Origin of the sequence: Dyadobacter sp. (assembly GCF_051859145.1) — a bacterium.
GTDB lineage: Bacteria > Bacteroidota > Bacteroidia > Cytophagales > Spirosomataceae > Dyadobacter.
This window is the reverse complement of the sequence record NZ_JBHYGF010000445.1, coordinates 20886-46490: the sequence shown is the minus strand read 5'-3', so window position 1 is coordinate 46490 and position 25605 is coordinate 20886. Positions and strand designations below refer to the sequence as shown.

The 25605-nt window shown below is 49.0% G+C and carries 19 protein-coding genes and 1 pseudogene; 6 read left to right on the top strand and 14 right to left on the bottom strand.

The annotated features are described in order from the left end of the window. The 6 genes and pseudogenes from ACTIE6_RS21485 to ACTIE6_RS21460 form a co-directional block, all read right to left on the bottom strand. Window positions 1-275, bottom strand: a pseudogene (locus tag ACTIE6_RS21485) (hypothetical protein); the annotation flags it as partial. Window positions 276-281: 6 nt separating this feature from the next. Beyond that, a complete protein-coding gene (locus tag ACTIE6_RS21480) occupies window positions 282-1142 on the bottom strand; it encodes a DUF4097 family beta strand repeat-containing protein (protein WP_439558584.1) in 861 nt (286 codons plus the stop codon). Window positions 1143-1167: 25 nt separating this feature from the next. Then, a complete protein-coding gene (locus ACTIE6_RS21475) occupies window positions 1168-2007 on the bottom strand; it encodes a HEAT repeat domain-containing protein (protein ID WP_439558583.1) in 840 nt (279 codons plus the stop codon). Then, window positions 1994-2518 (bottom strand): RNA polymerase sigma factor, encoded by a 525-nt coding sequence (locus ACTIE6_RS21470; protein WP_439558585.1) that lies wholly within the window; start codon window positions 2516-2518, stop codon window positions 1994-1996. The genes ACTIE6_RS21475 and ACTIE6_RS21470 overlap by 14 nt, the downstream gene beginning before the upstream one ends. 177 nt (window positions 2519-2695) lie before the next feature. After that, on the bottom strand, window positions 2696-3178 hold the full coding sequence (locus ACTIE6_RS21465) for a ferritin-like domain-containing protein (protein ID WP_439558582.1): 483 nt from the start codon (window positions 3176-3178) through the stop codon (window positions 2696-2698). 63 nt (window positions 3179-3241) lie between these two features. After that, a complete protein-coding gene (locus ACTIE6_RS21460; RefSeq protein ID WP_439558581.1) occupies window positions 3242-5674 on the bottom strand; it encodes an ABC transporter permease in 2433 nt (810 codons plus the stop codon). A 270-nt stretch (window positions 5675-5944) separates the two neighbouring features. Between ACTIE6_RS21460 and ACTIE6_RS21455 the strand changes: the two genes are divergently transcribed. The 6 genes from ACTIE6_RS21455 (at window position 5945) to ACTIE6_RS21430 (ending at window position 10064) form a co-directional block, all read left to right on the top strand. Then, complete coding sequence (locus ACTIE6_RS21455) at window positions 5945-6127, top strand: hypothetical protein (RefSeq protein ID WP_439558580.1); 183 nt, start codon at window positions 5945-5947, stop codon at window positions 6125-6127. Then, window positions 6124-6552 (top strand): hypothetical protein, encoded by a 429-nt coding sequence (locus tag ACTIE6_RS21450; protein WP_439558579.1) that lies wholly within the window; start codon window positions 6124-6126, stop codon window positions 6550-6552. Before ACTIE6_RS21455 ends, ACTIE6_RS21450 begins: the two co-directional genes overlap by 4 nt. A gap of 109 nt (window positions 6553-6661) precedes the next feature. Further along, entirely contained in the window at window positions 6662-8044 is a 1383-nt protein-coding gene (locus tag ACTIE6_RS21445) for a sensor histidine kinase (RefSeq protein ID WP_439558578.1), read from the top strand. 18 nt (window positions 8045-8062) lie between these two features. Then, window positions 8063-8437: a response regulator gene (locus ACTIE6_RS21440; RefSeq protein WP_056287960.1), complete on the top strand. Its 375-nt coding sequence runs from the start codon at window positions 8063-8065 to the stop codon at window positions 8435-8437. Further along, entirely contained in the window at window positions 8434-9480 is a 1047-nt protein-coding gene (locus ACTIE6_RS21435; RefSeq protein ID WP_439558577.1) for an adenylate/guanylate cyclase domain-containing protein, read from the top strand. The genes ACTIE6_RS21440 and ACTIE6_RS21435 overlap by 4 nt, the downstream gene beginning before the upstream one ends. 2 nt (window positions 9481-9482) lie before the next feature. Beyond that, on the top strand, window positions 9483-10064 hold the full coding sequence (locus tag ACTIE6_RS21430) for an HD domain-containing protein (RefSeq protein ID WP_439558576.1): 582 nt from the start codon (window positions 9483-9485) through the stop codon (window positions 10062-10064). A 7-nt stretch (window positions 10065-10071) separates the two neighbouring features. Here ACTIE6_RS21430 and ACTIE6_RS21425 read toward each other — a convergent pair whose 3' ends face one another. The 8 genes from ACTIE6_RS21425 to ACTIE6_RS21390 all read right to left on the bottom strand — a co-directional run bounded on the left by ACTIE6_RS21425 (window position 10072) and on the right by ACTIE6_RS21390 (window position 25553). Then, the gene (locus ACTIE6_RS21425; RefSeq protein ID WP_439558575.1) at window positions 10072-13320 is read right to left on the bottom strand and encodes a cyclic nucleotide-binding domain-containing protein; all 3249 of its coding nucleotides are present in this window, start codon (window positions 13318-13320) and stop codon (window positions 10072-10074) included. Window positions 13321-13383: 63 nt separating this feature from the next. Then, complete coding sequence (locus tag ACTIE6_RS21420) at window positions 13384-15657, bottom strand: cation:proton antiporter (protein WP_439558574.1); 2274 nt, start codon at window positions 15655-15657, stop codon at window positions 13384-13386. A gap of 129 nt (window positions 15658-15786) precedes the next feature. Next, on the bottom strand, window positions 15787-17271 hold the full coding sequence (locus tag ACTIE6_RS21415; RefSeq protein ID WP_439558573.1) for a mandelate racemase/muconate lactonizing enzyme family protein: 1485 nt from the start codon (window positions 17269-17271) through the stop codon (window positions 15787-15789). A 306-nt stretch (window positions 17272-17577) separates the two neighbouring features. Further along, window positions 17578-18510, bottom strand: coding sequence for an RraA family protein (locus ACTIE6_RS21410; protein WP_439558572.1), 933 nt, complete (start codon window positions 18508-18510; stop codon window positions 17578-17580). A 30-nt stretch (window positions 18511-18540) separates the two neighbouring features. Beyond that, window positions 18541-20073 carry a SusD/RagB family nutrient-binding outer membrane lipoprotein gene (locus ACTIE6_RS21405; protein ID WP_439558571.1) on the bottom strand — a complete coding sequence of 511 codons (1533 nt, stop codon included), beginning with the start codon at window positions 20071-20073 and terminating at the stop codon, window positions 18541-18543. A gap of 106 nt (window positions 20074-20179) precedes the next feature. Continuing rightward, window positions 20180-23629, bottom strand: coding sequence for a SusC/RagA family TonB-linked outer membrane protein (locus ACTIE6_RS21400; protein WP_439558570.1), 3450 nt, complete (start codon window positions 23627-23629; stop codon window positions 20180-20182). A gap of 42 nt (window positions 23630-23671) precedes the next feature. Then, window positions 23672-24772: a FecR family protein gene (locus ACTIE6_RS21395; protein WP_439558569.1), complete on the bottom strand. Its 1101-nt coding sequence runs from the start codon at window positions 24770-24772 to the stop codon at window positions 23672-23674. A 166-nt stretch (window positions 24773-24938) separates the two neighbouring features. Further along, window positions 24939-25553 carry an RNA polymerase sigma factor gene (locus tag ACTIE6_RS21390; RefSeq protein ID WP_439558568.1) on the bottom strand — a complete coding sequence of 205 codons (615 nt, stop codon included), beginning with the start codon at window positions 25551-25553 and terminating at the stop codon, window positions 24939-24941. Window positions 25554-25605: the final 52 nt, after the last annotated feature.

Below are 25605 nucleotides of genomic sequence, written 5' to 3'. Positions count from 1 at the left end.
GAAGGAACAATGCGCCGCATTCCCGCTGCGTTTTCATCCTTCGGCTTATTGTTCTGCTCAGGTGCTTTTCCCGTTGCTTCAATCACTACTTCTTTGCCCGCATAGCCGCTGATCCGGATGCTCCCGTTGAGGAGGTTTACTTTCAGGCTGCCGGGTTTGGACGGGTCCGAGAGGGGCACAGTAATGGTCTCTTTTGCCTGTCCGAAAACAGTTGCATTGCCGGAGACAGCCAGTGAAATGCTTAGTGCGAGGGTTATAAGTCGGTTGGTTTTCATTGTCGCTTATGATTGCTTTTTGAGGTAAATATTTCCGTTAAATGTTTCAAACTTGTAAGTAGGGCCGCCCTGCCCAATGCGGATATACGTTTCGGTGTTCAGCTTGTACACGGTCTTGTTCCCGTCGTTGACCTGGTTCTTCACCACGCGGGCAGGCAGCTGCTCTGCATTAGGGAAGTCGGTGTAGAATTCGCCGTGGAAGCTCTTGAACTGGCAGTCGGCCGAAAGTGAAGCAGGGTAGGTGATCCGGATATCGCCATTCAGCGTTTTGAAGTCAGAGTCGCCCGTCGGCAGCGTCAGGAAGTTGGCTTCGACATTTCCATTAACCGTCCGCATCCGGGCGGTACCTTTTGCGTTCGCGACGCGGATTGCTCCGTTAACGTTGGTGACACTTAGCAGGCCGGTCACATTGTCTACCGTCACATCACCTCCATTGACCGTCGAAACGTGCAGGCTCATTGCGTAGGGAACTTTCACCGTAAAATCCAGCGCATAGTTGTATTCGATTTTTGATCCGTCCCAGTTTTTCCGTCCCCGGTTCGGACGCGAGTCAAAAGGTTCGGCAATGTACACGATGATACTGTCGGCTTTCTGATCATAGCTTAGTTTAAACTGGCTCTTGCCTTGTTCCAGCACCTCACTAGTTTTAGCAGTGATCCTTTTATCTGCTTCCACGATCACCTTGTCACCGGCATATCCTTCCACTTTGATAAAACCATTGATGTTGTAAATGGCGAGCGTACTTCCGGTAGCAGTCGGAACTGCGAATTCCTTGCTGATATGCTCCTTGAATTCCAGCTTTTGTGCCGGGGCCTGGGTACAGCAGAGTACCGCTCCCGCCAGCAGGGGGATTGCATAAAGTTTCATGGCTGATAAATGGATAATTGGATGTTTAAGATAAATCCCTGATCGATTGTTCGATTTTGTTTTTGACCAGATCGTCAAGCCCCTCTTTCCGGAGCAGTGATTTCAATGCTTTGATAGCGCGTTTTTCCTGCAGCTTCACCATCACGTCGGCCAATGCAGCCTGAACCATCGGCGATTCCTGTTTGGAAAGTGATTTCACCAGCCCGCTGCGGACAAGCGGATTGTCCGCGTACTGCGTAAGTGCTTCAAGCGTGACGAGGCGTACATTTACATTATCGTCGTTATTAAGCGTGGTAAAAAGCGCATCAATTACACGTTCGTCTGCCTCGGTGATCTCGCTGGTATAACTTACCGCCCGCAGCCGCTCCGTTGCCGATGGATTTTCGATCAGTGAGAGCATCATGGTGCTTTTCATATCCTGTACCTGGGCGGCCAGGTTCTCTATTTGCTGCTGGTAAGCGGCAGCCTGGCTGTTCCGCTGATTGACTTTATATCCGATCGCCGCGCCTAGGGCCACTAAAAGCAGGCTGAAACCGAGCTGAATGGTCCATTGCGGCACTACCAGCCCCTGCATCCTTTCCAGCAGCGCCTGCCACGAAAATCGGGGTGTTTTCTGTTCAGCAACCTTGAACTCTTCGAGCATGTTGTAAAAATTCACCCGCATAGCCGGACTAGGTTCCGGAGCGGACATTTTACCCAAACTATCCCAAAGCTGTTTATCTGCCGCAAACTCTTCCTGACACTCCAGGCATTCCGCCAGGTGCATGTTCATGTCCATTTGCTCCGCTTTGCTGAGGCGGTTTTGCAGCCAGTCGGTCAAATGCTCCCTGGACTGTGCGCAACGTATGTGTTTATCTTCTTTCATTGGTAAAAAACTTTTTCTTTAACTCCCCCAAAGCGCGGTGAACACGCACTTTCACAGTCCCTTCATTGATGTTCAGCACTTTGGCTATTTCTTCGTATTTCAGCTCCTGAAAGCGGCTCATGATCAGGATTTCGCGGTGTTCGCTACTCAGGCCAGCCATGGCCTGGTGCAGGAGATCCTTGTCCTGCTGTTGTTCGAAACCGCCGTCCGCCGAAGTTCCCCCGCCAAGCTGATCAGCCAGATCACTTACATCGACATTGTTCCGGCCCTTGTTTTCACGTACGGAATCGTTCAGTACATTTCTCCCCAGATGGTACATCCACGACCTGAACTCGCCTTCACCGGTGAAAGTATGCCGGTATTTGAGCATCCGGTAAAACACATTCTGGACCAGGTCATCACTCCGGTCGGCATTGTGGGTCATGTGATAGAAAAACGCGAAAAGAGGCCGGTTATACCGCTCAAATAGCAAGCCCATCTTATCCAGATCGCCGGCTTTTACCCGTAGCATCAATGAATTATCTGTGAGCGTATTCAAGCGGCTGCCTCTTTTTAGTGGTGGTTCTGACGTGGAAACTGGGAGATGCCGAAAAGGTTACAGGAAATTAAAAGTTTTTTTCAAAAAGTTGCGAAGTACTGTAGTACCTGCCGCTGAACAACAAAAAAGCCGGTTTTTAGCCGGCTTCTGTCAGGTAGTAAGAGGATATTGCGGAAGGTCCCTTTGCCGGTCCCGCTCTCTTTTAAGCGTATCGTGCGCATTGTGAATCGCAGACTGCTGCCTCACCAGCAGGTCCATGATTTCCTTTGGGAATTCAACGGAGTTGACAGCCTCGTCGTACGCCTTCCTGGCCGCATCTTCGCCGCCTTCTGCATTTTCCAGCACTGCGCGCCTGTTATCCCAGCTGAAAAGTGACCTGATATCCATCCAGACTCGGTACAGTTTTCCGGAAGTCATCGTACCCGTCTCAGGCTCTCCGCCCAGACTTCTTACCAAATTGTTCAGGTCGGCTACATTCGCCCGGCTCTGATCCGCCAGGTTATTGAACATAGACCTCAGGTCTGTTTCTATCTCTTTCGTTTCGCTGTAAGCCTTTTCATACCCTGCGATCCGGTCGTTATTAATGACGATCAGATCGTTGAGTGCTTCGATTACTTCTTCATGTTGTGCCATAACAGTTGTTGATTTGTGATGGCCACGTTCTTAAATAATTATTCCAAAGGCATTTTCCAGCTCTTACTCCGATTTTAGCGATTTTACGGGGTTCATTAACGCAGCTTTCACTGACTGGAAAGAAACTGTGAACAACGCGATCAGAACAGAAAGCGCTCCTGCCAGAACAAACATCCACCAGGCGATCTCCGCGCGGTAAGCGAAATCCCGCAACCATTGATCCATCAGCCACCAGGCTAGCGGCGCTGCCACTACCAGCGCAATGCCGACCAGTTTCAGAAAATCTTTCGAAAGCAGCGCCACAATGCCGGGTACCGATGCACCGAGCACTTTGCGAACGCCAATCTCCTTCGTCCGCTGCTCGGCCGTGAAGGTAGCCAGTCCGAAGAGACCCAGGCAGGCGACGAAAATGGTCAGTCCCGCAAACAGACCGAGTATCTTACCCGTTTTTTGCTCGGCTTTGTAGGTTTCGTTAAAACGGTCGTCGAGGAAAGAGTAGGTAAAAGGAAGGTCTGGTTTGAATGCATTCCATTTCTTTTCGAGTGACGAGAGCAATGCAGGTATGTCATTGGTCTTAATCTTGGCGATGGTTGTGCCGGAGCCTTTTCCCAAAACCATCACCAATGGCGTGATCGGCTCGTGAAATGAGCGGAAGTGGAAATCTTTTACTACGCCGATTACCACGTAAGTCGAGCGTTTTCCTGCATTATCGCTGTTGCTCACCGTGTGGTTCAATGCGCCTTCTTTCCAGCCCAGCATCCGGGCAGCAGTTTGATTAATAATGATAGCCGAAGAATCCGTTCCAAACTCGCGTGAAAAGTTGCGGCCTTCCAGGATACGCATTCCGAGCGTCGAAATATAGTCGAAGTCAACATCGTACCGCAGCGTTTTTACGAGCTCGGTCGATTTTGCTTCGGGGTATATCGAATAATTGTTGTTGTAAGAAGGACCAGCCGGTAAGTAACCCGATGAGCTAACCTGCGCAATGCGGCTATCGGCCAGCATTTCCTCTTTGAAAGCCTCCTGATTTTTACCCAAAGCCCAGGTATCCGGCAGTACCAGCACCTGACTTTTATCATAGCCCAGTTTTTTATTCTGAATAAAGCGAAGCTGGTTGTAAACGACCATTGTACCAATAATCAGCACAATGGAAACGCAAAACTGAAATACAACCAGCGCGCTGCGCATGCTGAAACTGGCTGAGTTCTTCGAAAACCCTGAGCTGATATTCCCCTTCAATACGGCAATGGGTTTGAATGAAGAGAGGAAAAAGGCAGGGTAACTTCCCGCAAAAAGCCCGACGAAAAGTCCGAACACCACAAAGTACAGGCACAATGCGGGCAGCGTTTGTAAGTCAATGCGCAGGTTTTTGTCGGCCAGCTGATTAAAAAGCGGCAATGCGATGATCGCGGTAGCGAGGGCGATCGTCATTGCAAGAAATGTTACCAAGGTTGACTCAGTCAAAAATTGCCAGATCAATTCGCTTTTCTCGGATCCCATTACTTTTCTCACGCCAATTTCCCGGGCGCGCTTCGAAGAGCTTGCGGTGGAAAGGTTCATGAAATTGATGCAGGCGATGAGTAGCATGATCGTGGCGACGGCGCCGAAAATGTACACGTATCGCACATCCCCATTGTCGCCAAGATCGTACTGGAAATCTGAATGCAGGTGAATATCCGTGAGCGGCTGCAGTTTCAAGCCGATCTGGTTTCCCTTTTTCTCAAATTCGTCGAAGCTCATCCCAAATGCATTCGCAACCTGCGGTCCCATGTACTTGCGGACTGTCGACGGCAATTTGGATTCGAGCTTTTTATAATCATAACCTTCCGGCAGAACGAGGTAAGTGAAGAACTCTGACTGCATCCACGAGGTAGACTTCGCCTCGCCGGAGTTGATCAGGGAAGCAAATATGTCGAACCGGAAGTGGGAATTTCCGGGTATGTCTTTAAATACGCCTGCGATACGGGCCTTGTCGCGGGAGCCTTTGAATGTAAGCAACTGGCCGACCGGATTTTTGTCCCCGTAGAATTTCCGGGCAAGCGACTCGCTGATCACGATCGCATTCGGGTCTGTCAATGCTGTTTTGCTGTTACCGTGTGTAAAAGGCAGTGTAAATACCTGGAAGAAATTCGGATCTACAAGCGCCATTTTATTGTCGGTAAATAGCTGATCGTCGATGGAGATAATCGGATTGCCGCCTTGTCTCAGGCGCGTTGCGTCGAGTACCTCGGGGTAATCTGCTTTCAATGCAGCTGCTGTGGGCGGCATCACGTTCGCCTCATTGAACTTGCCGCCCTGCATCGATCCTTTAAAAACAACGCGCACGATCCGGTCGGCTTTTTCGTGAAACCTGTCAAAGCTCAGCTCGTCGATCACATACAAACTGATCAGCATACAGGAAGCCAGCCCAATAGCGAGGCCGGCAATATTAATGGCAGAAAACGCCCGGTTGCGCAGCAGGTTCCGCCAGGCGATTTTGAAGTAATTACGAATCATAAGTCAGGTCTTTAAAGCTGGGGCAGTTTTATTTTTATGGCTAACAGATAGTACATTGTAATACATAGTTCTATGTATAAAATATATACCAGATTAAGTAACTTCTGAGAAAGAGGTACTTAGCTATTTAAAATGTAGCTACGCTGTTCGGATTCGGACAAGTTTTGTGCGGAAATGCGCGGGTGACTTGCACTGTGAAGTAAGTATACACTGTTGCTTGTAAAATAACTTTACATTCATTAGGTTTGAAAAAATAACACACACTGCTTTATGACAAAAAAGTTCAGAAAGGAGGACCTTATTTCTAAAATCACCGCCCGGCTTGCAGAGTTGGAGTTGGAATTGTTGTTGCCGCCTTCGGATGAGCTTGACGCGGAATACGAAGAGCTGATAAAAGAGGCGGTCAAGTTAAGGGAGGCATTGAGTTTTTTAACTGATTTTGACGAGATATGAGAGAGGACTTCCAAGCTTACATTGACCAATATACAGCGCGCATGAAAGCGGCCGATCACGAGGGTATCCCGGCAATCCGCAAAGAATTTGCAGATTGGTACTATGCGCTCTCGGAAACCGAGCGCGAGGAAATCAGACCATTCTGGAAGGCGATCAAGGATCGTGCAAGACAAACCGTCGCTGAGATTAAGGATGCCCTGAACGAATTACAGCAGTTACAAGATGTGCGGATTGTTGTTGAAGGTGCCGAGTACGATTTGCATGAATGGATTACAATTTCAGAGTATTCTCGCATTCACAACCTCAAAGTCAGTCGCGTACAAAACTGGATTTCACGCGGCGTGGTACCGCGTAATAAGGTACTGGCAATTCCGCAGCTGAATAATGTAAAGTTGATTAAAAACGAGATTTACACGAAAGTATAATCCCGGCGATCTTGCCTGGCATCTGCTGAATCGGTTATTTGAAGGAAAATCTTTACTTTGCTTACACAATCCTTTTTAACCAAAAGAAGAAACAGCAACCCTGCCTTGCATGGATTATTTTTTAGTTTCCTTTTTCCTGATCCAGTACATCCGCACTTCTTTACAAACCGCCGTCAACCATCCTGAATGGGACAAACGGCTGGTTTTTGCGCGGTATTTCAGTATTGCATGGATCGCCACCTTCTACATCGCCGACGAGCCTTTCTGGACCAATTGGGTATGGGATATTTTCCTGGTGTGGCTGATCGTCGTTATTTACCGGAATGAGGTTTTCAACTCACTCAGGTCAACGGCGCAGACGGTCATGCCTTTTGTGGCCATTTCCATTATTCGGGATTTTGTCAAGGGGCTTTTCCCGAAGTTCTATGAATCGAACGACAGCTTTTTCCAGGTAGCCGTCGCATTCGCATTCGTACTCTGCTTTTTCGTGTGGTTTTATGCAAGAAAGCAGATGAAAGTGCTGCAAAAGGAGCGGGAAGACAGGCTCAGGGAAGAGCAGGCAAGTCGCGCGCAAAAAGAATCGCTGGAATACCTGGTGAATGAGCGGACCCAGGAACTTACCATGCAGAAGGAAGAGCTGCAAAAGACGATTGAAGAACTTAAATCCACCCAAAACCAGCTGATCCAGAGCGAGAAAATGGCTTCCCTCGGGGAGCTTACCGCTGGTATTGCCCACGAGATACAGAACCCGTTGAATTTTGTAAACAACTTTTCAGAGGTATCCGTAGAGCTTTGTACAGAGCTTGAAGAAGAAATTGACAAATCACAACTGGCAGACGCGGACAAGGATTATATCAAAGAGATTATCGCGGACCTCAGCCAGAACCAGCAGAAGATCACCCACCACGGAAAGCGCGCTGATTCCATTGTGAAGGGAATGCTGCAGCATTCAAGACTGTCGTCCGGCGAGAAAGAACCTGTCGAGATCAATGCGCTGGCAGACGAATATATGCGGCTCGCTTACCACGGCCTGCGTGCCAAAGACAAGGAATTCAATGCGGCGCTGGTCACTGATTTTGATGGAACGATCGGCAAAGTGAATGTACTTCCGCAGGATTTGGGAAGGGTATTCCTGAATCTTTTCACCAATGCATTTTACGCAGTCGCGGAGAAAAAGCGAAAGCTGGCAGCGGAAGGTTTGGGGAGCGACTACAAACCCGAAGTGAAAATCAGTACCAAGAAATTTGCCAATAAGCTGTATATCCGCGTCACCGACAATGGAACCGGAATGCCCGAGCACGTCAAAGCCAAGATTTTCCAGCCGTTTTTTACAACCAAGCCGACTGGCCAGGGAACCGGTCTCGGACTTTCGATGAGCTACGATATTGTTACAAACGGGCACGGCGGCGTGCTGGATGTAGAATCCATTCCGGGTGAGAAAACAGAATTCAGAATCACAATACCTGTCAGCGAACCAACCAGCGAATCCTGACATTTTACAAAAACCTTCATGAAAATATTAGTTGTAGACGACGAGGAAGATGTGAAATCCCTGTTTGAACAGAAGTTCAGAAAGGAAATTCGAAGCGGGCAGTTCCAGTTTTCCTTCTCGTTTTCGGGCGAAGAGGCGCTGACTTACCTCGCAGCACATCCTTCGGAAGTGGTGATGATTCTTTCCGACATCAATATGCCGGGAATGAGCGGCATTGAGCTTTTAAAAACAATAAGGAGAGACCACCCGTCCGCGCCGCCGCAGGTGATGATGATCACTGCCTATGGCGACAGCGCCAATCACGACCAAGCTATGCAGCTTGGCGCTGATGATTTTTTGACCAAGCCGGTCAATTTTGTTGAACTGAAAGAGAAACTGCTGACGATTTTATGAAAGCCAGGATATTGGTTGTGGATGATGAGGCTGACTTGCAGCTGCTGATCAAACAAAAGTTCAGGAGGCAGATCCGTGAGCAGGAATACGAGTTTCTTTTTGCTGAAAACGGGATCAAAGCGCTTGAAGTAATTGCTGAGAACCAGGATATCGATATAGTTTTGAGCGATATTAATATGCCTGAAATGGATGGACTGACGTTGCTGGTCCGCATTGGAGAGGTAAGTCCGGTACTGAAAGCGGTGATCGTGTCAGCTTATGGAGATATGGATAATATCCGTACTGCTATGAACCGCGGCGCATTCGACTTTCTGACCAAACCAATTGATTTCAAAGACCTGGAAGTGACTATGGAGAAAACACTCCAGTATGTCGCCCAGCTGAAAGATACATTAAAGGCAGTGCGGGAAAACGACATTCTTAGAATGTACGTCGACTCCTCCGTGCTGCAATTTATGACGCAGGACACTTTCGAAAAATCGCTGATGACGAGCGAAAATATCGAAGGTACCGTCGTTTTTATGGACCTGTGCGGGTTTACTTCCATTTCAGAAAAGGAACCGGCGGACCGTGTGGTTACCATGATCAATAAGTATTTCGATGTGATGGTAAAAGAGATCATCGCGCAGGGCGGACTTGTTGACAAGTTTATGGGAGACGCAGTAATGGCAGTTTTCCGCGGCGAATACCACCTGGACAGGGCAGTGGAATCTTCGCTGGCTGTGCGTAACCACATTGACGGTTTCAGAGAAGAGCTCTCTGACAATTCTGCTTACTGCCCGAAAGTATCTATCGGGATCAATTCGGGTGAAATGGTTTCGGGAAACATTGGTTCGGCTGCATTGCGGCGGCTGGATTACACGGTAATCGGCGACGTGGTGAATGTGGCGCAGCGCTTGCAGTCTGTGGCGAAGCCAGGTCAGGTTGTGGTGCCGGAATCGGCCTACCAGCGCATTAAAGAGGCTTTTCAGTGCAACGCAGTGGGCGAGGTAAACCTGAAAAACAAGGAAAATCCCGTGATGATTTACGAAGTACTGGAATAGCCATGAACATTGAGGCCGCAAGAGCATATATTTTTGAAGAGCTGCGTACCCGGTTGGATAGTAACCTTTTTTACCACGGTTTACATCACACCAAAGATGTAGTAACCGCCGCCATGGAGCTGGCTGCATTGGAGGAAATTACGGATGAAAATGACATGATCTTACTGGAAACAGCGGCTTTGTACCACGATTCAGGTTTCATGAATGTGTACCGCGGCCACGAAGAGGAGGGTTGCAGGATCGTAAGAGAAATCCTGCCGGGATATCAATACTCGGACGAACAAATCGAGGCGATCTGCGGGATGATCATGGCAACTAAAATCCCGCAAATGCCGCAAAATAAACTGCAAATGATCCTGGCAGACGCAGACCTGGATTACCTCGGCAGAGATGATTTTGAAACGATATCTGCAACATTGTTTGAAGAGCTGAAAGCGCGTGAGCTGGTTTCGGATCCCGAGCAATGGAATGCAACGCAGGTGGCTTTCCTCGAAAACCATTTCTATTGGATCAAATCACAGCAGGAGCGGCGCAATGCAATAAAAACATTGCACCTTGAAAAGCTCAAACAAGCGGCACATTGATATTGCCTCAGCCCTGCATCCGCATTTTTTCATTTTGAACGCGGATACGCTGACAGAGGATACGCAGTACATTTCTTAAAATCTCGTCGCGCTCTTCCATTAATTCAAAGAAATCTTCCTGGTCAATGCGGAAGACGAGCACGTCTGTTTCGGCAACGGTAGAGGCAGACCTTGGCTCGGTGTCCAGCAAGGCAAGCTCACCGAAAATCTCTCCTTTATCGAACAATGCGAGCTGTTTTTTGCCGTCGTAAATTCCCACAGAACCTGTATATATAATGTACATGGAATCGCCCAGGTCACCTTTCGCGAAGATCTGCTGGCCTTCACTGTAAGTCACCTCTTTCATGATCGGAGCGATCGAGCTCAGTACGTTTTCAGGAGTTTGGGAAAAAAGCTGCGTGTTTTTCAAAACGATCACGCGCTCCATTTCTGAAATGGTCTGTGCAGTTTCTGTATGTTGCATAGGAATGTTAAGGCTGAATCTGAGTTCGGGGTTTAAGGCAAGCGACTTGTATTTTTCCGCAGCTGCTTCCCGGATCAGGCGCGCCGGGTGGTGTACAAGCTGTTCAAGATAGGTAAGTTCATCGGCTCCCGGAGTAAACTTCTTAATCGCCACGGCGACTGTCCAGGTTGTAAAAGAGCGATCGTGGTGAGTCAGAATGTAAGGTATCAATGCAAGTCCGCCATCCTGGTTACCGACGTACTGCCGCAGCGCCTCCCGCTTTCTCTGGACAGGGATGTTTTCAAACAATGCGTGCAATGCAGGATAGAGCGTGCGCGGCAAAAGGCTCTCGATCATTTCGAGTGAATTTGCCCTTTTTTCCTTGCTCGCGTGACGTATTCCACGCCACGCATTGTACACCGCGTCCTTGTCATACTGCATCATAAACAAATAGAAAAGGCGCTGTCCGGTGAGTTCCAATTCATATTCAAGCGTGTCATTCCACGTTTTGTCGTTTGCATGGTCTTCCATTTCAGCCAGGAGCCGCGAAGCGTGGATCAGTTCTTTCTCCACAAATTCTGACACAACTGATTTATAGTCAGCAACAAGCAGGTAGTTTGACATTGCCTTCAATGCATCCAGCAATGTAAATGTATCTACCTTATCAGAGTTAATGGTAAGTTCTTTACTTTTCGAATGTTTGTTCAGGTAAATACTTTTAATTAGATTGAAAAGTATTTGCAGTATAAATTCGTGTTTCGTTTTTTCAGCTACTTTAATGAACAAACGAATGCGTTCTCCCGACCCGTCATTTTGCAGCCATTCTTCAACAATGCGGATACCGGCGTTACCCGATTTAATCAATGCGACGAGGGTAGATCTGGAAAGCGCGCCTCCAAGCAGCGGCTTCAACTCACGCAGCAGCTGCGCGGAACCCGAGCCTGCGGCTACTTCCAGGGCGGTATTTTTTACTTTCTCACTACCGTTCTGAATGTAGTTTTTGAGCTGCTCTTCATAGGAATGCATCCCGATCACCCTGATGCATTCCAATGCAGTCAGCTGTTGTTTTTCGTCGCCCGAAGTGAAGAGCTTGCGAAGGGTACCGTGTACGAGCGGCAGGGATTTGCCGGCTTCCCAGCTTCCGATCACGGACCCGCGTACGATATCCAGGTCGGGGTGGGCGAGGAACCTGGCCAGCTGCTCATCCGACAAGCGGGAAGCCGCACAGGCAATGCGCACAGCGAGCGTCTGACAAGCTGTATCCGGTTCGGCTTCGATATATCTCAAAAAAGCATCAGACAAGTCTGGCTGATCCAGTGTTGCTAGTGTTTGGAGCGTTTTCAGGCGCACTTGTACGTGCGGGTTTTTGATCAGGAGATCGACATTCTTGCGGAAGAGCGCCACTTTGTTTTTCGCCAGCCAGTCAATTGCATTCAGTACTTCTTCTCTTCTTTCACTTTTCAGGTTTTCGGTGATAATGGGCAGCGCCTCTGCCGGGGAGGCCATTTCGCCGCTTTTGATAAAGCGCTTTCCGATCGCCGATTTCAACTCCTGGGTATAATGTCCGTAAGATTTCCTGAAAATAACCAGTGCCGCCACCGCGAAGAGCAGCGAAAGATCGAACGTAAGACTGATGTTGTTCAGGTTGCGAGAGTACACGATCCAGAGCAATGCGCCCGCGATCAGCATTCCCATTGGTTCAAAAAGTCCCTTAGCCAACGTGTGTCCTTTCAGCCTGGTTTTGGTAGAAAGTGGCTGGAACAATACGAGGAATACCGGGTCGAAAATCGTTCTTCTTACCAGCTCGAAAAGCAGGTATGCAGCACAATAGTAGAAGAGGAGCGAGGGTTCGTCTTTCCGGAAGTAAGAGGAAATCAGCAGACCAAGTGAAATGAAAATGGTAGTCAGCGGCAGCAGGTACAAGGTAAGCCGCACCCCGAAACGCTCCACCGTTTTACCCGAAAACAACAATTTAACAATCGTCGAAATCCCATAAGTAGCGGCGAGCAGCGTACCTACAAAAGTGATTACATCGTGCTGGCTGTGGAATTTGTATTTGACATTCACAAAAAAGTGGTACTCGATCCACGTAGCAGTCGCAGCAATGGCGACCATACCAAGACAAAGCGAGGTAAGCAGCTTGTTACCGCCAAAATACTTTTGAATGATCTTCGAATCCGATGCCGATACCTGGCGCGGTCTTGCGTGGTGCGGATTGGGGATTTCCGTGTATTTGAATGTCAGTATCTGCGTGTAAAAAGCCAATGCGAAGAAGATCAGCGAGATAACCAGCAGGATCATCAACACGGAAGGGGAGTGGATCAGTACCGCCAGCACGGCACCCAGCGCCTTGGCGGGCATATCCCCAGACCCGATCACACTAAATAGTCGCTTACTTTGGCGTACATCAAAAACCAATGCGGATAAGCCCCAGAATTCCAGATTGATAAGCAGGTAAATGATCCGGTAACCTACCATTACGGAAATTGCCGTGGCAATGCCGTGACCCAGCCACAGCAGCACCATTACCACCGACACCATAAAGAGCGACGAGAACATAGTGCCGAGGCTCAGGCGTTTCAGGATCAGGTGGTGCTCGAAATACTCGTAAATTTTCCCCGCTGTCATCACGGCCAGCGCCGCAGCGATGTAAGCGATCGGCAAGGAATATTCCGGGTGATTTTCAAGCAAAAGCACGTTGGCGGAGACATAAACCAGCGTGGTACCTACATTGATGAAGAAATTATGGAAAAAAAAGAGGATTGTCTGCGGATTGAAGGAATTGGTATAGCTGTTCTTTAAAAAAGAGATCATAAGTCGGAAAGCTGATTCGCTTACGTAAAGTAAACACTTATTATTTCTATTAAAAACAGCAGCCTACGCGCGTATGATCAGGACAGAAGGCGAATTTGCAAGCCAGACGCTATGAGATTCAACCGCTTTCTTCCAGCTTTCAAAACTGATTATCATCAGATCTTTTTGTTCGAGAAACTCCTTTTCCAATGCATTGTCGAAGTGCATTCTCACTTTCTCAGGCGCATAATCCTGGATAGCATTGAGTGAATCCTGCACATCTGCATACGCGCTGACAATTTCGGAAGGATCCATGATCGTCACATTGAGGTCACCTGCCGAAACAAGCTTCTGCGCATATTCCAGCAGGAACTGGTCTTGCGGGGAGAAGATCGGAATGAAGATATCATTCACTTCCTTCAAGTTCTTCTCTATCATAATCGCGACGGGTATTTTCACAGACTTGATGATCTGTGTAGTCCGCTCGTCCAGGACATCTTCGTGGAACAATCTTTCTTTGCCGGTGATGGTATCAAACAGCCGCTCTCTGCTGATAATTCTGGAAGTAAAACCAAGGATTTTGCCGAGGAAAGTCCCTTCAAACACTGATCTGCCGATTCCGATCATCAACATATCGTAGTCGCCATTGTTGGCAATGTCGATGATATCGTGCTCCACATCCTGTGACGGTTTGAAGAGGGAAGTGAATGAAACATCCAGCTGCTGCGCTTCCTCATTCAGCGGGCGGAAGGTTTCAAACTGGTATTCCTCTGTATTCACCTGATTCAGATAGCTGCTCGGCGAAAGGTGAAGGGCTGTAATTTGCTGGTCATCGGCTTCTTTCCAGATCATTTTATCTGCCAGGCGCAGCATTTTGCGTCCTCCCTGCGGACTGGCGAATGCGATCAGTACCGAAAAACGGGAAGGTTCAAGCTTGTCACGCAGGGCCTCCCACTTTTTTTGTGGGAAGAATTTGTCGATCAAATCGAGCGCAGGCCCGGTCATGCAGGTGGTAGCCAGCGCCATAATGACCATCATCGCGAAGATTTCGGGAGATAGCACACCGATATCGTAGCCAATGTTGAGGACAACCAGCTCCATGAGTCCGCGGGTATTCATCAATGAGCCAATAATCAGACTATCGCGCCAGGATTGTTTTACAAAGCGGGCGGCAATGGTACTGCCGGCAAATTTTCCGGCAACGCCAGCCAGGATAATCAGCCCCGTAACCTGCCATAAATACGGATCATTTAGCAAGCCTATCTGCGTTCTTAAACCTGTAAAAACAAAGAAGAGCGGCAGTAATAGCACCAGCGATACATCTTCAACCTTTTCAATAAAAATGCTGCGGAAACTCAGGTTAGCAGGCATGATCACACCCGCCATAAATGCACCGAACAATGCGTGAATGCCGATTACCTCGGTCGTATAGGAAGAGATCAGCAGCACCACAAAGAACATCGCGACCACTGGTTTGGTCAGTCCCTCTTTGTATGAATAATGGTCGCCAACCCGTTTCAAAACAGGTTTAAGCACTTTCAGCATGAACAATACATAGGCACCGGCAAGGATGATCGTGTAAATGGAGCTAACAAAAGAACCCGCCTTCACGATCGCAATTACGGCAGCGAGGATACACCAGGCGGTTATATCGTCGGTGGCTGCGCAGGTAATTACCATCATCCCAAGCTTGGTCCGCGATAATCCGCGCTCTTGCACAATGCGGGCCAGCACGGGGAATGCTGTGATACTCAGCGCGATTCCGATGAATAATGCAAAAGACAAAAAGCTGATCCCCTCGGGTGCAAATTGCTGGTACATATACAAAGCCAGCCCCACACCCAATGCAAATGGAAGCATAATGCTGGCGTGACTGATCACAACCGCCTCCTGCGCTTTGGTTTTGAGCACTTTCAGGTCCAGCTCCATTCCGATGATAAACATAAAGAGTATCAGCCCGATCTGGCTAAGGAATTGGAGATTGCCCAGGGACTGTTTTGGGAAAAGAAAATTGGAGAATTCGGGATAAAACATACCGAGCAGCGAAGGCCCGAGAAAGATACCGGCGGCAATTTCTCCGATTACCGTGGGCTGTCCTATCAGCTTGCATAGCCACCCGAATAAGCGGGCAGCTACAATAATGGTGATGATTTGTAGTAAAAGAGTAGCAAGCGGGTGCGTGAGATTGTGCACGAAAGTATCCGTAAACTGCTCCCAGGAAGTTGCATTGCTGACGTGGCTGTGTAATTTGGTCGCAGCCGTTTCGAGGAAAGTGCCTTGCCGGATAAAGAAGTATAGAAAGACTGAAAATATCCCGATAGTCAGCGTGTAAAAGAGTGCACTGCGTAAGTTTTTCATGGTTACATATGGGAGTGACGATATGCAAAATACCAAAAAAAATCTTTCACAAATACGTGTATTAGCGTGCGGGAAGTAATTCCAGGAATGTAACCGTGGTAAGTCTGGGGGACTTACCACGGTTGTCTGCTAACTCCAGAGTCGGTCGTGCGAGCGCTTTTCGTTCCAGTCGGGCGTAGGGGCGAAGTAGCTTTTGTCTTTCGGGTTCAGGTGTTTTTTTACCTCCTCGTCTACCAGCTCAATGCCTAATCCCGGCGCTTCGAGCGGGACCGGCGCGTAGCCTCTGTCGATCAGCTTGCGACCGTCCGTCGTTTTTACCAGACTTTCCCACCAGGGCACATCCACCGAGTGGTGTTCCAGCGCGAGGAAGTTCTGCGTTGCTGCGGCGCAATGAACGTTTGCCATAAAACTCACTGGCGTTCCAGCAAAGTGCATGGCCATCGCAATCCCGTTTTCCTCTGCGTAATCGCCGATGCGTTTAGTTTCAAGCAAACCGCCTGAGGAAGCCAGGTCGGGGTGTACAATGTCGACAGCACGTTTGTCTATCAGCGATTTAAAGCCTTCTCTCAGATAAATATCTTCTCCGGTCAAAGTGGGCGTTTCGAGTGCGTCTGAAATGGTCCTCCATTGATCCACATACTCCCAGGGCACGATATCTTCCAGCCAGGCAAGTCGGTACTTGTCAAGTGCGCGGCCCAGGCGGATCCCGTTATTCATATCGAAGTGACCGTAATGATCTGTCGAAAGTGGAATTTCATAACCCACCACACTCCGCACATCTTCCACCACCTGCGCCATTTCTGCCAACCCTTTTTCAGTGATTTGAATGGCCGTAAAAGGGTGCTTGGTATTGGCATAGGAATGGAAATCTCCCGCCCATTGCGAAAAGCCGCCTCCCCAGAATTTATTATTAACCACCGCATTCTCGCTGTTACGCAGCATACCGATCGAAACATCCATTTTCAGCCAGGTGTAACCCTGGTCCACCGTGCGGTACTTGATCTTTTGTTTAAATTCATTCAGATCATTCGATTCCGGTGTATCGGCGTATAATCGCACCTTGTCGCGGTACCGCCCACCGAGCAGCTGCCAGCAGGGAACGCCGTAAGCCTTTCCGCAAAGGTCCCAAAGTGCCATTTCAACCCCGCACACGCCGCCAGCCTGTCGGCCGTGGTACCCAAACTGCTTAATGGATTTAAAAAGCTGCTCCACATTGCAAGGATTCTGGCCAAGTAAATGTGCTTTCAGGAACAGCGCGTAACGCTCATCAGCCCCATCACGCACTTCACCAAGTCCGTATATTCCCTGATTGGTATCAATGCGAATGATCGGCGTGCGGCCCACGTTCTGTACAACGCAATACCGCAAATCAGTAATTTTCAGCTCCGAAGGCTTCGAAGCCCGGTTTACTTTTGAGGTAGCCTGCGCAATGGAATCTTCCGTCGACATCGACATAAAACCGCCCAATGCAATACCGCCCACCGCCGTCTTCCGCAAGAAGTTCCGGCGGCTGTCTTTGGTTGACACCGCATTCATTTCCGCCTGCGCAGCTGCTTTTTCCGCTTGTTCAACTTGTTTGTTTTCTGCTAATATTCGTTTGAGAAAGTCTTTCATTGTAATTGGTTTTGGGTTAGTGTACAATTAAAAATCGTTGTGTCACTTTGAGGTATTTACTCTTTTGTCACCCTGAGCGCAGTCGAAGGGCATACCCGGAGGTAAAGTAGCTGCATTGCCTCCGGGCAGCGTGCTTCGACTGCGCTCAGCATGACAAGGCTTGTTTGTCAGCGTGACAAAGTGCCTTGCGGCCATGTCATATTAATAACAACGCAACCACCTTTTGTCGCAGCATGACAAGCCCTTGTCACCCTGAGCGCAGTCGAAGGGCATACCCGGAGGTAAACCAGCTGCATACCCGGAGGCCTAGTAATTCCTCTCCTTCAAGTAATCATCCAGCTCCTTCTTCGTCATTGGCAGTTTGCCGGGGTAGTTGTTTACCCAGTTCAGGAAGTCTTTCTGAATCGCATCTGACCATTTAGTGTCGACTTCTCCGGGTGTGTACTTGCCCTCGCGGAGGCGCAGGTGGCCGAACTCGTCGCGCAAGGCAGTCACTTCCGAGGTGATCACCAGTTCTTCTACCAAATGCGCCGGGATGAAGATGGTACCGTACTTTTTGGCAAGTACTACATCGCCCGGCAGCACCGTGGCGCGACCAATGCGGATCGGCGTGTTGATATTGGACAACATCATCTGCTGGATATAAGAAGGATCCTGACCTTTGATCCAGGCATTGAAACCTTTGATCTCACTCAAACCTTCCACATCGCGCACGGAGCCGTAGAAAATTACTCCACGCTTTGATTTGGCGTAAATGGAATTACCCAGATTGTCACCGATGAGGGTACCGTCAGCGATTTTGCCGTAACCGTCGGCCACGTACACATCACCTTCTTTCAGCACATCGATTGGCCAGGAGTTCGTACCGCCGGTCTGCACGCGGCCTTCCTTTTTGCCCGTTTCTTTCACGAGATCCTGCAAATCGGGGCGGGCGGGCATGTATTGTGCTGTTACCACGCGGCCGGTCATAGTACTGTCCGTGTGGATCAGCTGCCAGTCGCCTTCAAACTGGTTGTGGTAGCCTTTGTTGCGCAGTACGCCCCAGGCTTCTTCCATTGAAATGTTTTTGAGTCGGGCAAGGATCGCGTCAGACACCTTCGGCCGACCATCGGGCAGTCGCTCGCCTTTCCAGGCAGCAGTGTACGCTTTGATCTGGTCGGGACTAGGAGAGATGGCCTGCGCCTGGGAAGCGAGTCCCCAGCAGGCAAGCATCCCCGTCAGCAAGGTTTGTTTAAGCATAAAGAAACAGTTAAGGGTTAGTTGATATTCTTATTTATCCCAAAAAATGGGTGTTCCAAGCTCGTCAGGGCCCATTCTGGCTACGGCTTCCTTGTAGTTGGCCTCATTGACAGAACGTTCGCGCACAGGATATACCAGTCTTCTGATGAAGTCTTTCACCGACGGATCTTTGCCCGGATAATTATTGATCGGGAGTGTTGGAAAGCCGCTTCTGCGGAAGTTGGCCCAGGCTTCGGAACCATTTAGAAAGGAAGAAACCCAGTACTGGTTGTTGATCTGCTCCAATGCTTTTGCCACATTGAATGGATTAGCGGCCAGGTAAGCAGTTTGTGTCGCTTCCGGAATTGTAGCAGACACATCGTAAGTAGCCAGCTGTGACATATGTGCCTTTACGCCAGCTTCGTACAACGCTTTCACGTCACCGGTCGCCCAACCGCGCTGCGCAGCTTCCGCCAGCAGCAGGGAAGTTTGGGAGTAAGTGATGAAAAATTCAGGGGCATCGATTTTGCCAACAGTCCTGCGGTTGATCTGCGAGTACTTGAATGCCGATCCGATTTTTCCCGGAAAGCCCGGAATGGTCGTGATCGTAGATTCGTTGTACCCGTAAGGCATTCCTTCCTGGTTCGCCGGGTTCGTGTCTTCCGCACCCACGGTCGCGAGCGGATTTCCCGGCGCTTCGTATTTGACAGCGATGTATTTCAGCCGGGGATCAGCTGTTGTTTTCAGGAAATCGATGAACGCTTTGCCCATGTACACATTTCCGCGCTCTGTTCCCTGGAAATAGCCAGCGAGCGGATGGTTGAATGTGCTGTTGAATGCGATAAAAGCATTATCTGCATTGGAACTTTGTAATCCTCCGTTGGCAGGGTCCACTGCGATCGCCACGTATTGTTTTGCCCTGGCAGGATCTACTTTGGAATAGCGCATCGCGGCACGCAGCAGCAGGGAGTTACCCAGTTTTTTCCATTGCGCGATATTGCCTTTGAAAAACAAATCACCCGTTTCGATCGGCTTCGACGCCTCCAATCCTTTGGTACCTTCCACCAGTTCTTTCAGGATATCGTCGTAAATCAGCTTCTGGTCGTCGTATTTAGGCAGGTTAATTCCTTCCAAAAATGCTTTGCCAGCCTGGAAATAGGGTACATCGCCATAAGTATCTACCAAAACCATAAACACATACGCTTTCCAGACCCGCGACATATTATACAGATTGGACCGCGCCGGATTGTCTTTGGTTTGCGCAATAACGGTTGTCAGCAGATTCACCGGGCCGTTTTGCAGGTACAATGAATTGAAGTTTGCATTTGAATTCGGGTCGGTAACCACATTATGGTTCCCGCCTTCCACCACGCCCGTAAATGGCGTATTGATCTGCTGCACGATCTGCATCTGATAATGCTGTGTAGCAATAGCCGACGAAAACTCGGCATTGGAAAACAGGTAAATCGGATCGATGCTGGTAGCCTGCACCGGGTTTTTATTAACCTCCTCAAAACCACTGTCGCAAGAACTAGCCCCTGCAAGAATGGCGATGGTTGCTGCGTATAGGAATATTTGTTTCATTTTTAATTTTGAATGAGTGAATGATTGAATGACTGAATGTTGAATTAGTGAGTGAGTGAATGAGTCTTCCTCCATCCTCCCTTTCCTCCATCCTCCTTCCTCCCTTTTACAACTTAACATTCAAGTTGATACCATAACTTCTCGTTGTAGGCAGGGTATGGGTTTCGATTCCTTGTAGGTTGTCGGAGGCGGATACTTGGGCTTCGGGGTCCAGGTTGTCGATGTATTTTTTGATCAGCCACACGTTGGTGCACATCGCCGAAATCGTCAGGCCCTTGATGAAGGTTTTGTCTTTGACGAAACGGGAAAGATCGTAGCCGAGCGAGAGCGTCCTCCATCTTACAAATGCACCATTGTACACAAATGGCGAAGCGAGGTTGGTACTGCGGTAAGCCGTGTAAAACTGCTCTGCTTCCACGCGGGTATCGTTCGCCGATCCGTCCGCTTTGACGCCGTCCAGCAGTACGCCGCCTTCACGTCCCACGAGCGATGGTTTTGACAAACCTTCGCGCAGGAAGTTGAGGTTGGAGTTGGAAAGGATTTTGTGACCCGCTTTAAAGTCGATCTGCGTGCCGATACGGATTCCCTTTACATTAAATGTGTTCACCCAGGCACCTACCCATTTTGGGATCGCGCTGCCGAAAGTGGTGAGGTTACCCTGCTGCGGCAAACCGCCCGATGTGATAATGCGGCCCTGCGCATCTCTTTTGTAATCAAATCCGCGCAAAGAAGCCAGCGGCTTGCCCACTTCATGGGAGACAATGCCAAAGAATTCGCCCGTGCCGACGTCAAACCGGGGCTGATTAGCTGCCAGCTCAATCACCTTGCTGATGTTATAGCTTCCATTGAAGCTTGTTTCCCAGGTAAATGCATCTGTGCGCGCAGGCACGATCGTCAGCAGGAATTCAACGCCCTGGTTACGCAGCTTACCCACATTCACCTTGGTCTGGCTGAACCCCGAGGTATTTGAAATATCCACGTTCAGGATTTCATCGACGGTATTTTTGCGGTAAACCGAAACGTCCAGGTTCAGGCGGCTGTCGAACGTTTTCATTTCCAGACCGATCTCCGTTTCCTTCACTTTAAGCGGACGCAAATTGGCATTCGGACTTACTGTTGAAGGTAAATTTCCCAAAGCAGTTCCATTAAATGGATTTGCATTGATCCCGTAATAAAGGTTGTTTGAATACGGATCAGTATCTCCTCCCACTTCCGCGTAAGCCGCGCGCAACTTTCCGTAGTTAAGCCAGGCCGGTGCATTTGCAAATGCCTGACTGAATACAAAACTTCCGCTCACAGAAGGGTATAAGTAGCTGTTTGATTCCGGGTTTAATGTTGAGAACCAGTCATTTCTGCCCGTTACGTTCACAAACAGGAAGTTTCTGTAAGAGAATTCAGCGGCACCGTAAATGGAGTTTACTTTCTTCTTGCTATATCCGTAGTTGGGGGTTTTCACCTGACCATTTGCGATCGTGTACAAATCGCGGACGTAGAAGTTGGTCACTGCCGTAGATACATTGTCACTAACCTGCAACATCTGGTTGCCGCCCAGGGTAATGTCGATACCAAAGTCCCCGAAAGTACGGTTGGCGCCGATGAGCACGTCCAGGTTCCGCTCACGGAACGTGGATACATCCTGGTAGTAATACCCATTAAACCCTGTGGTAACTGCACTGATCGAGCGTGTTCCGGTCGGGCGGTTGTAGTTGTAGGGGCGGGTGTAATAGTCCTGACCAATACGTCCCTGAACAAACAGCCAGCTTGTGAAATCATAGCGTACGGAGGTGTTTCCAAAAATCCGGTCGCGCTTTACATTCTCGAAACGATCGTAAGCCACCCAATAAGGATTGTTACGATTGGTAAAACGTGCAAGTGGCATTTCATTTCCATTCTGGTCCTTCCTGTTTTTGAGCCAATCCGTATCAATGCTGGTTGCGAGGGTATAAATTGTCGTATTCGCATTCATATCCTGGATACCAATCTGAGGCGGATTTTTGTTGTATTCGTTTGAATAATTGGCATTTACCTGCGCAGACAGTTTTTTGGAGAACTTATAGTTCAGGCCAAGATTGAAAATGCGCTTGTGGTAATCCGAATTCGGCATGATCGCATTCGCGTCGGTATTGGCAAATGACAGCCTGAAATTTCCCTTCTCATTTCCGCCTGACAACGCAATGGAATTGGTAAAGCTGGTGCCGGTGCGGTAGAAGTTTTTAATGCGGTCTTTGTGTGCAATGTAAGGCTGGGTGCTACCGTCAAACTGGGGAGTCGGTTTGCCGTCTAGTTTTTCACCAAATGCAAAAACACCCGAGCTTTGTGCCTCAGCTGTGTTCGTTGGGCGTTTTCCAAATTCTCCCTGACCATATTCGTATTGGAAATCGGTATAATCCAGTGCTTGCTGCGCCTGGAAGTTGGAATTAAGTTCTACACCGATGCCAGTTGTCCTGCTGCCGCTTTTGGTCGTGATGATAATAGCGCCGTCTTTCGCACGGAAACCATACAACGCAGCAGCTGCCGCACCTTTGAGCACCGTCATCGACTCGATATCATCCTGGTTAATACTTTGCAGACCGTCACCCGCATCAGACGAGCCGCCGGTAGGGTTACCTGTTCCATTTCCATTTGATCCACCCGCAGAAACGCTGCTGTTGTTGATCGGAACGCCATTTACAATGATCAGGGGCGAGTTATTGCCGCCAAATGAAGACTGTCCGCGAATACGGATCTTGGTAGAACCACCGGGTCCGCTCGCAGGCGGCGTTACATTCAAGCCAGCTACTTTTCCCTGTAAACTGTTTCCCAGATTGGTTGTACGGTTCGTTGTAAGTTCTTCTGTGTCAATGGTAGCTGTGGAGTAACCTAGCTTTTTTGCATCTCTTTTGATACCCAATGCAGTAACTACGACCATTTCCAGGTTGCGCACGTCGGGCTGCAAGGTAACGTTATATACAGACTGGCTTCCCAGCGCAACTTCCTGCGGCGTGTAGCCTACGTAGGAAAAAGTGAGCATGCCGCCTGCGTCGGGCACATTGAGCTGGTAGGTACCTTCGGTGTTTGTTGCGGTACCCGCTTTTGAACCTTTGAGCACAATGCTGACACCCGGCAGCGGCTGGCCTTTTTCGTCTGACACTGTTCCGCTGATTGTCCTGTCAATTCCCTGAGGAAGCTGGCGGAGGATCATGCCGCTGGTCGGCTCTGCGGTATTTTTAACCAGCACAACCTGCTTCCCTTCAATTTTGTAGCCCACATTCAAAGGCCTTAAAAGTTCGTCCAGCACGTCAGAAAGCGGCTTTTCGACGACGTTGATCGTGACTTTCTGCTGTGGCCTGATCAGGGAGGAATTGTAGGTGAATTTGACTTGCGTCAGTTTGTTCAGCCTGCTTAACACCGTTTTAATCTCCTGATTGTTCATCTGCAGTGTAATGCGCTGGTTCAGGATATCTTGTGCTCCGGCGGCAATTGCGGAAGCGCCAAAGATAAAGGCAATTAATAGTTGGTAAAATGATATTCTGAAAAGCCTGTAAATTTGCCAGGACGTGCGTCGACGTTTTTTCATACAGATAATTGTTTGTTAAAAATTGAAGATGTAAAACTGTGTTTAGTTACAGCCCCTGGCGGTGATCACCAGCTGACCGTCAACTATATCGTAGCTTGCCCCGATTGCCTGGCAGATCGCATTCATTCTTTGTTTCAGATTCTCATCGTCGAACTGCGCATTGATCCTGCATTTGGATAGCAGTTCCTTATCGTAGCGGATAGCGATTCCATACAGCTTTTCAAGAGATACCAGTACGTCGGTTACCGGTTTGTCGTCGAAAAGCTGCGCCCTGTCTGCTATGGATTCCACGAGCATTGCACGCTGACTTACCGCGCCACGTTCAAGCCGGCTTTCTTTGCGGATATATACCACCTGCTGATTGGGCGTCAGGATCACGCCGGGTATTTTAGCATCGGGTTTTGTGCTGGCTTTTTCGTATTCTTTTTTCGCGAAAACGCTGACTTTACCCGTCTTTACAGCGATCAGTTCCGTTTTGTCCTGGTCAAATGCCTTGATCCGGAAGCTCGTTCCAAGTACCCGCGTCACAGTTTCCCCGGTATATACCACAAAAGGTTGCTGCTCATTGCGGCTCACATCGAAGAACGCTTCTCCACGGAGTGAAACGCGCCGCTCGCTTCCATTAAATACGGCAGGGTAGGTGATCGAGCTGCCTTTGGACAAGGTTACCACCGTATTGTCACTGAGCAGCACCGTCATGACCTCCCGGTCATTGTTGGAACTGACCTGCATTAAAGGTGCAGGTATAGCTGGCATTTTCTGTGCTGTCTCCACATTTTTGGGTAAATGCCGGGCGTTGTAATACGCAAGACTCAGACCTGAAATCAGGACAAATGCGGCCGCTACCCGCCAGATGGCGGGCAGGTATATACGCCAGGTGTTGGTATCCCGCCGTTCAGCTGCCAGTCTGACAATCTCACTGATCTCCTGCCGCATCATTTCGCTGGTAAGCTGGTCACTGTACATTCCCTGTACCGAAGTCACCAGTTCCTTTGCGAGATTAACCGTCTGCAACCTGTCCGGATTCTCCCGGATCCATTGCGACCAAAAACAATGGAGCTCCGGCGTAGGATCAATGACCCAGCGGCGGAACATTTCATCAGTTGCCAGTTCTTCCACTGAGTGGGTCCTGTAATTGATCATAGCTTAAAGATTTGCGGAAAAGCCGGTTTTGCTTTGGTCTTTAAACACTATGTCAGAATATCGTCAGGTTATAACCAAAAAAATCAAAATATTTTTGAAATAATGATAATGCATCGAAATGTGCGGCTAGACAATCCGGGTTGATGCGCTCTGCAATGCGGATGTGTCAGGAAGCTACGAAGCTGATGATCAGCAGCCAGAAGAATTCGGCCGGAACCCAGAACTGCTTGATCTCTTTCAGGGTACGGTAAAGCAGGTTGGCCACGCTTTGTCTGCCCAGCCCCATGATATTGGCAATTTCTTCGTTGCTCAGGTTCTGGTAGAAGCGGAGGTAGATGATCTCCTGCTGTCTTTTTGATAGCAGCGAAATGATCTGTTTCAAGCGACCTTGCTGGTGGCGAAGGTTTTCGTTGTCAATAATATTTGCTTCAATTGAAGGATCGGTATCATCCTCATCAAAGAATGCAGGTTCGGGCTCGTGAAATTTTTTAAGTTTCAGCGTTTCCTTGATCAGCCTGTGCCTTAATGCTTTGAGCAGGTAGGATTTCACGAATGCAGTCTCGCTGAGGAAGGTACGACGTTCCCACAGATCGAGGTAAAGTTCCTGGATCGCATCGCGTATCAGATCGGGGTCGCAGGAGAACCGGGTAGCATAGTTGTACAGCGCGCGGTAATGGATCTGTGCGAGCAGTCCCATTGCGTCGGGATCGCCGGCTTTAAACCGCTTCCAGAGCTGCACATCCAGTTCGATGGGGTCGTATGAAATCTCTTCTTTGCGCAAATGACAGACGATGGTTTGTTTAATTTATTCAAAGAATTGTGCTACTCAAAAC

Coding starts and splice junctions, on each gene's coding strand:
- ACTIE6_RS21480 (WP_439558584.1), bottom strand. CDS start 1,142: ATGAAACTTTATGCAATCCCCCTGCTGGCGGGAGCGGTACTCTGCTGT.
- ACTIE6_RS21475 (WP_439558583.1), bottom strand. CDS start 2,007: ATGAAAGAAGATAAACACATACGTTGCGCACAGTCCAGGGAGCATTTG.
- ACTIE6_RS21470 (WP_439558585.1), bottom strand. CDS start 2,518: ATGCTACGGGTAAAAGCCGGCGATCTGGATAAGATGGGCTTGCTATTT.
- ACTIE6_RS21465 (WP_439558582.1), bottom strand. CDS start 3,178: ATGGCACAACATGAAGAAGTAATCGAAGCACTCAACGATCTGATCGTC.
- ACTIE6_RS21460 (WP_439558581.1), bottom strand. CDS start 5,674: ATGATTCGTAATTACTTCAAAATCGCCTGGCGGAACCTGCTGCGCAAC.
- ACTIE6_RS21455 (WP_439558580.1), top strand. CDS start 5,945: ATGACAAAAAAGTTCAGAAAGGAGGACCTTATTTCTAAAATCACCGCC.
- ACTIE6_RS21450 (WP_439558579.1), top strand. CDS start 6,124: ATGAGAGAGGACTTCCAAGCTTACATTGACCAATATACAGCGCGCATG.
- ACTIE6_RS21445 (WP_439558578.1), top strand. CDS start 6,662: ATGGATTATTTTTTAGTTTCCTTTTTCCTGATCCAGTACATCCGCACT.
- ACTIE6_RS21440 (WP_056287960.1), top strand. CDS start 8,063: ATGAAAATATTAGTTGTAGACGACGAGGAAGATGTGAAATCCCTGTTT.
- ACTIE6_RS21435 (WP_439558577.1), top strand. CDS start 8,434: ATGAAAGCCAGGATATTGGTTGTGGATGATGAGGCTGACTTGCAGCTG.
- ACTIE6_RS21430 (WP_439558576.1), top strand. CDS start 9,483: ATGAACATTGAGGCCGCAAGAGCATATATTTTTGAAGAGCTGCGTACC.
- ACTIE6_RS21425 (WP_439558575.1), bottom strand. CDS start 13,320: ATGATCTCTTTTTTAAAGAACAGCTATACCAATTCCTTCAATCCGCAG.
- ACTIE6_RS21420 (WP_439558574.1), bottom strand. CDS start 15,657: ATGAAAAACTTACGCAGTGCACTCTTTTACACGCTGACTATCGGGATA.
- ACTIE6_RS21415 (WP_439558573.1), bottom strand. CDS start 17,271: ATGAAAGACTTTCTCAAACGAATATTAGCAGAAAACAAACAAGTTGAA.
- ACTIE6_RS21410 (WP_439558572.1), bottom strand. CDS start 18,510: ATGCTTAAACAAACCTTGCTGACGGGGATGCTTGCCTGCTGGGGACTC.
- ACTIE6_RS21405 (WP_439558571.1), bottom strand. CDS start 20,073: ATGAAACAAATATTCCTATACGCAGCAACCATCGCCATTCTTGCAGGG.
- ACTIE6_RS21400 (WP_439558570.1), bottom strand. CDS start 23,629: ATGAAAAAACGTCGACGCACGTCCTGGCAAATTTACAGGCTTTTCAGA.
- ACTIE6_RS21395 (WP_439558569.1), bottom strand. CDS start 24,772: ATGATCAATTACAGGACCCACTCAGTGGAAGAACTGGCAACTGATGAA.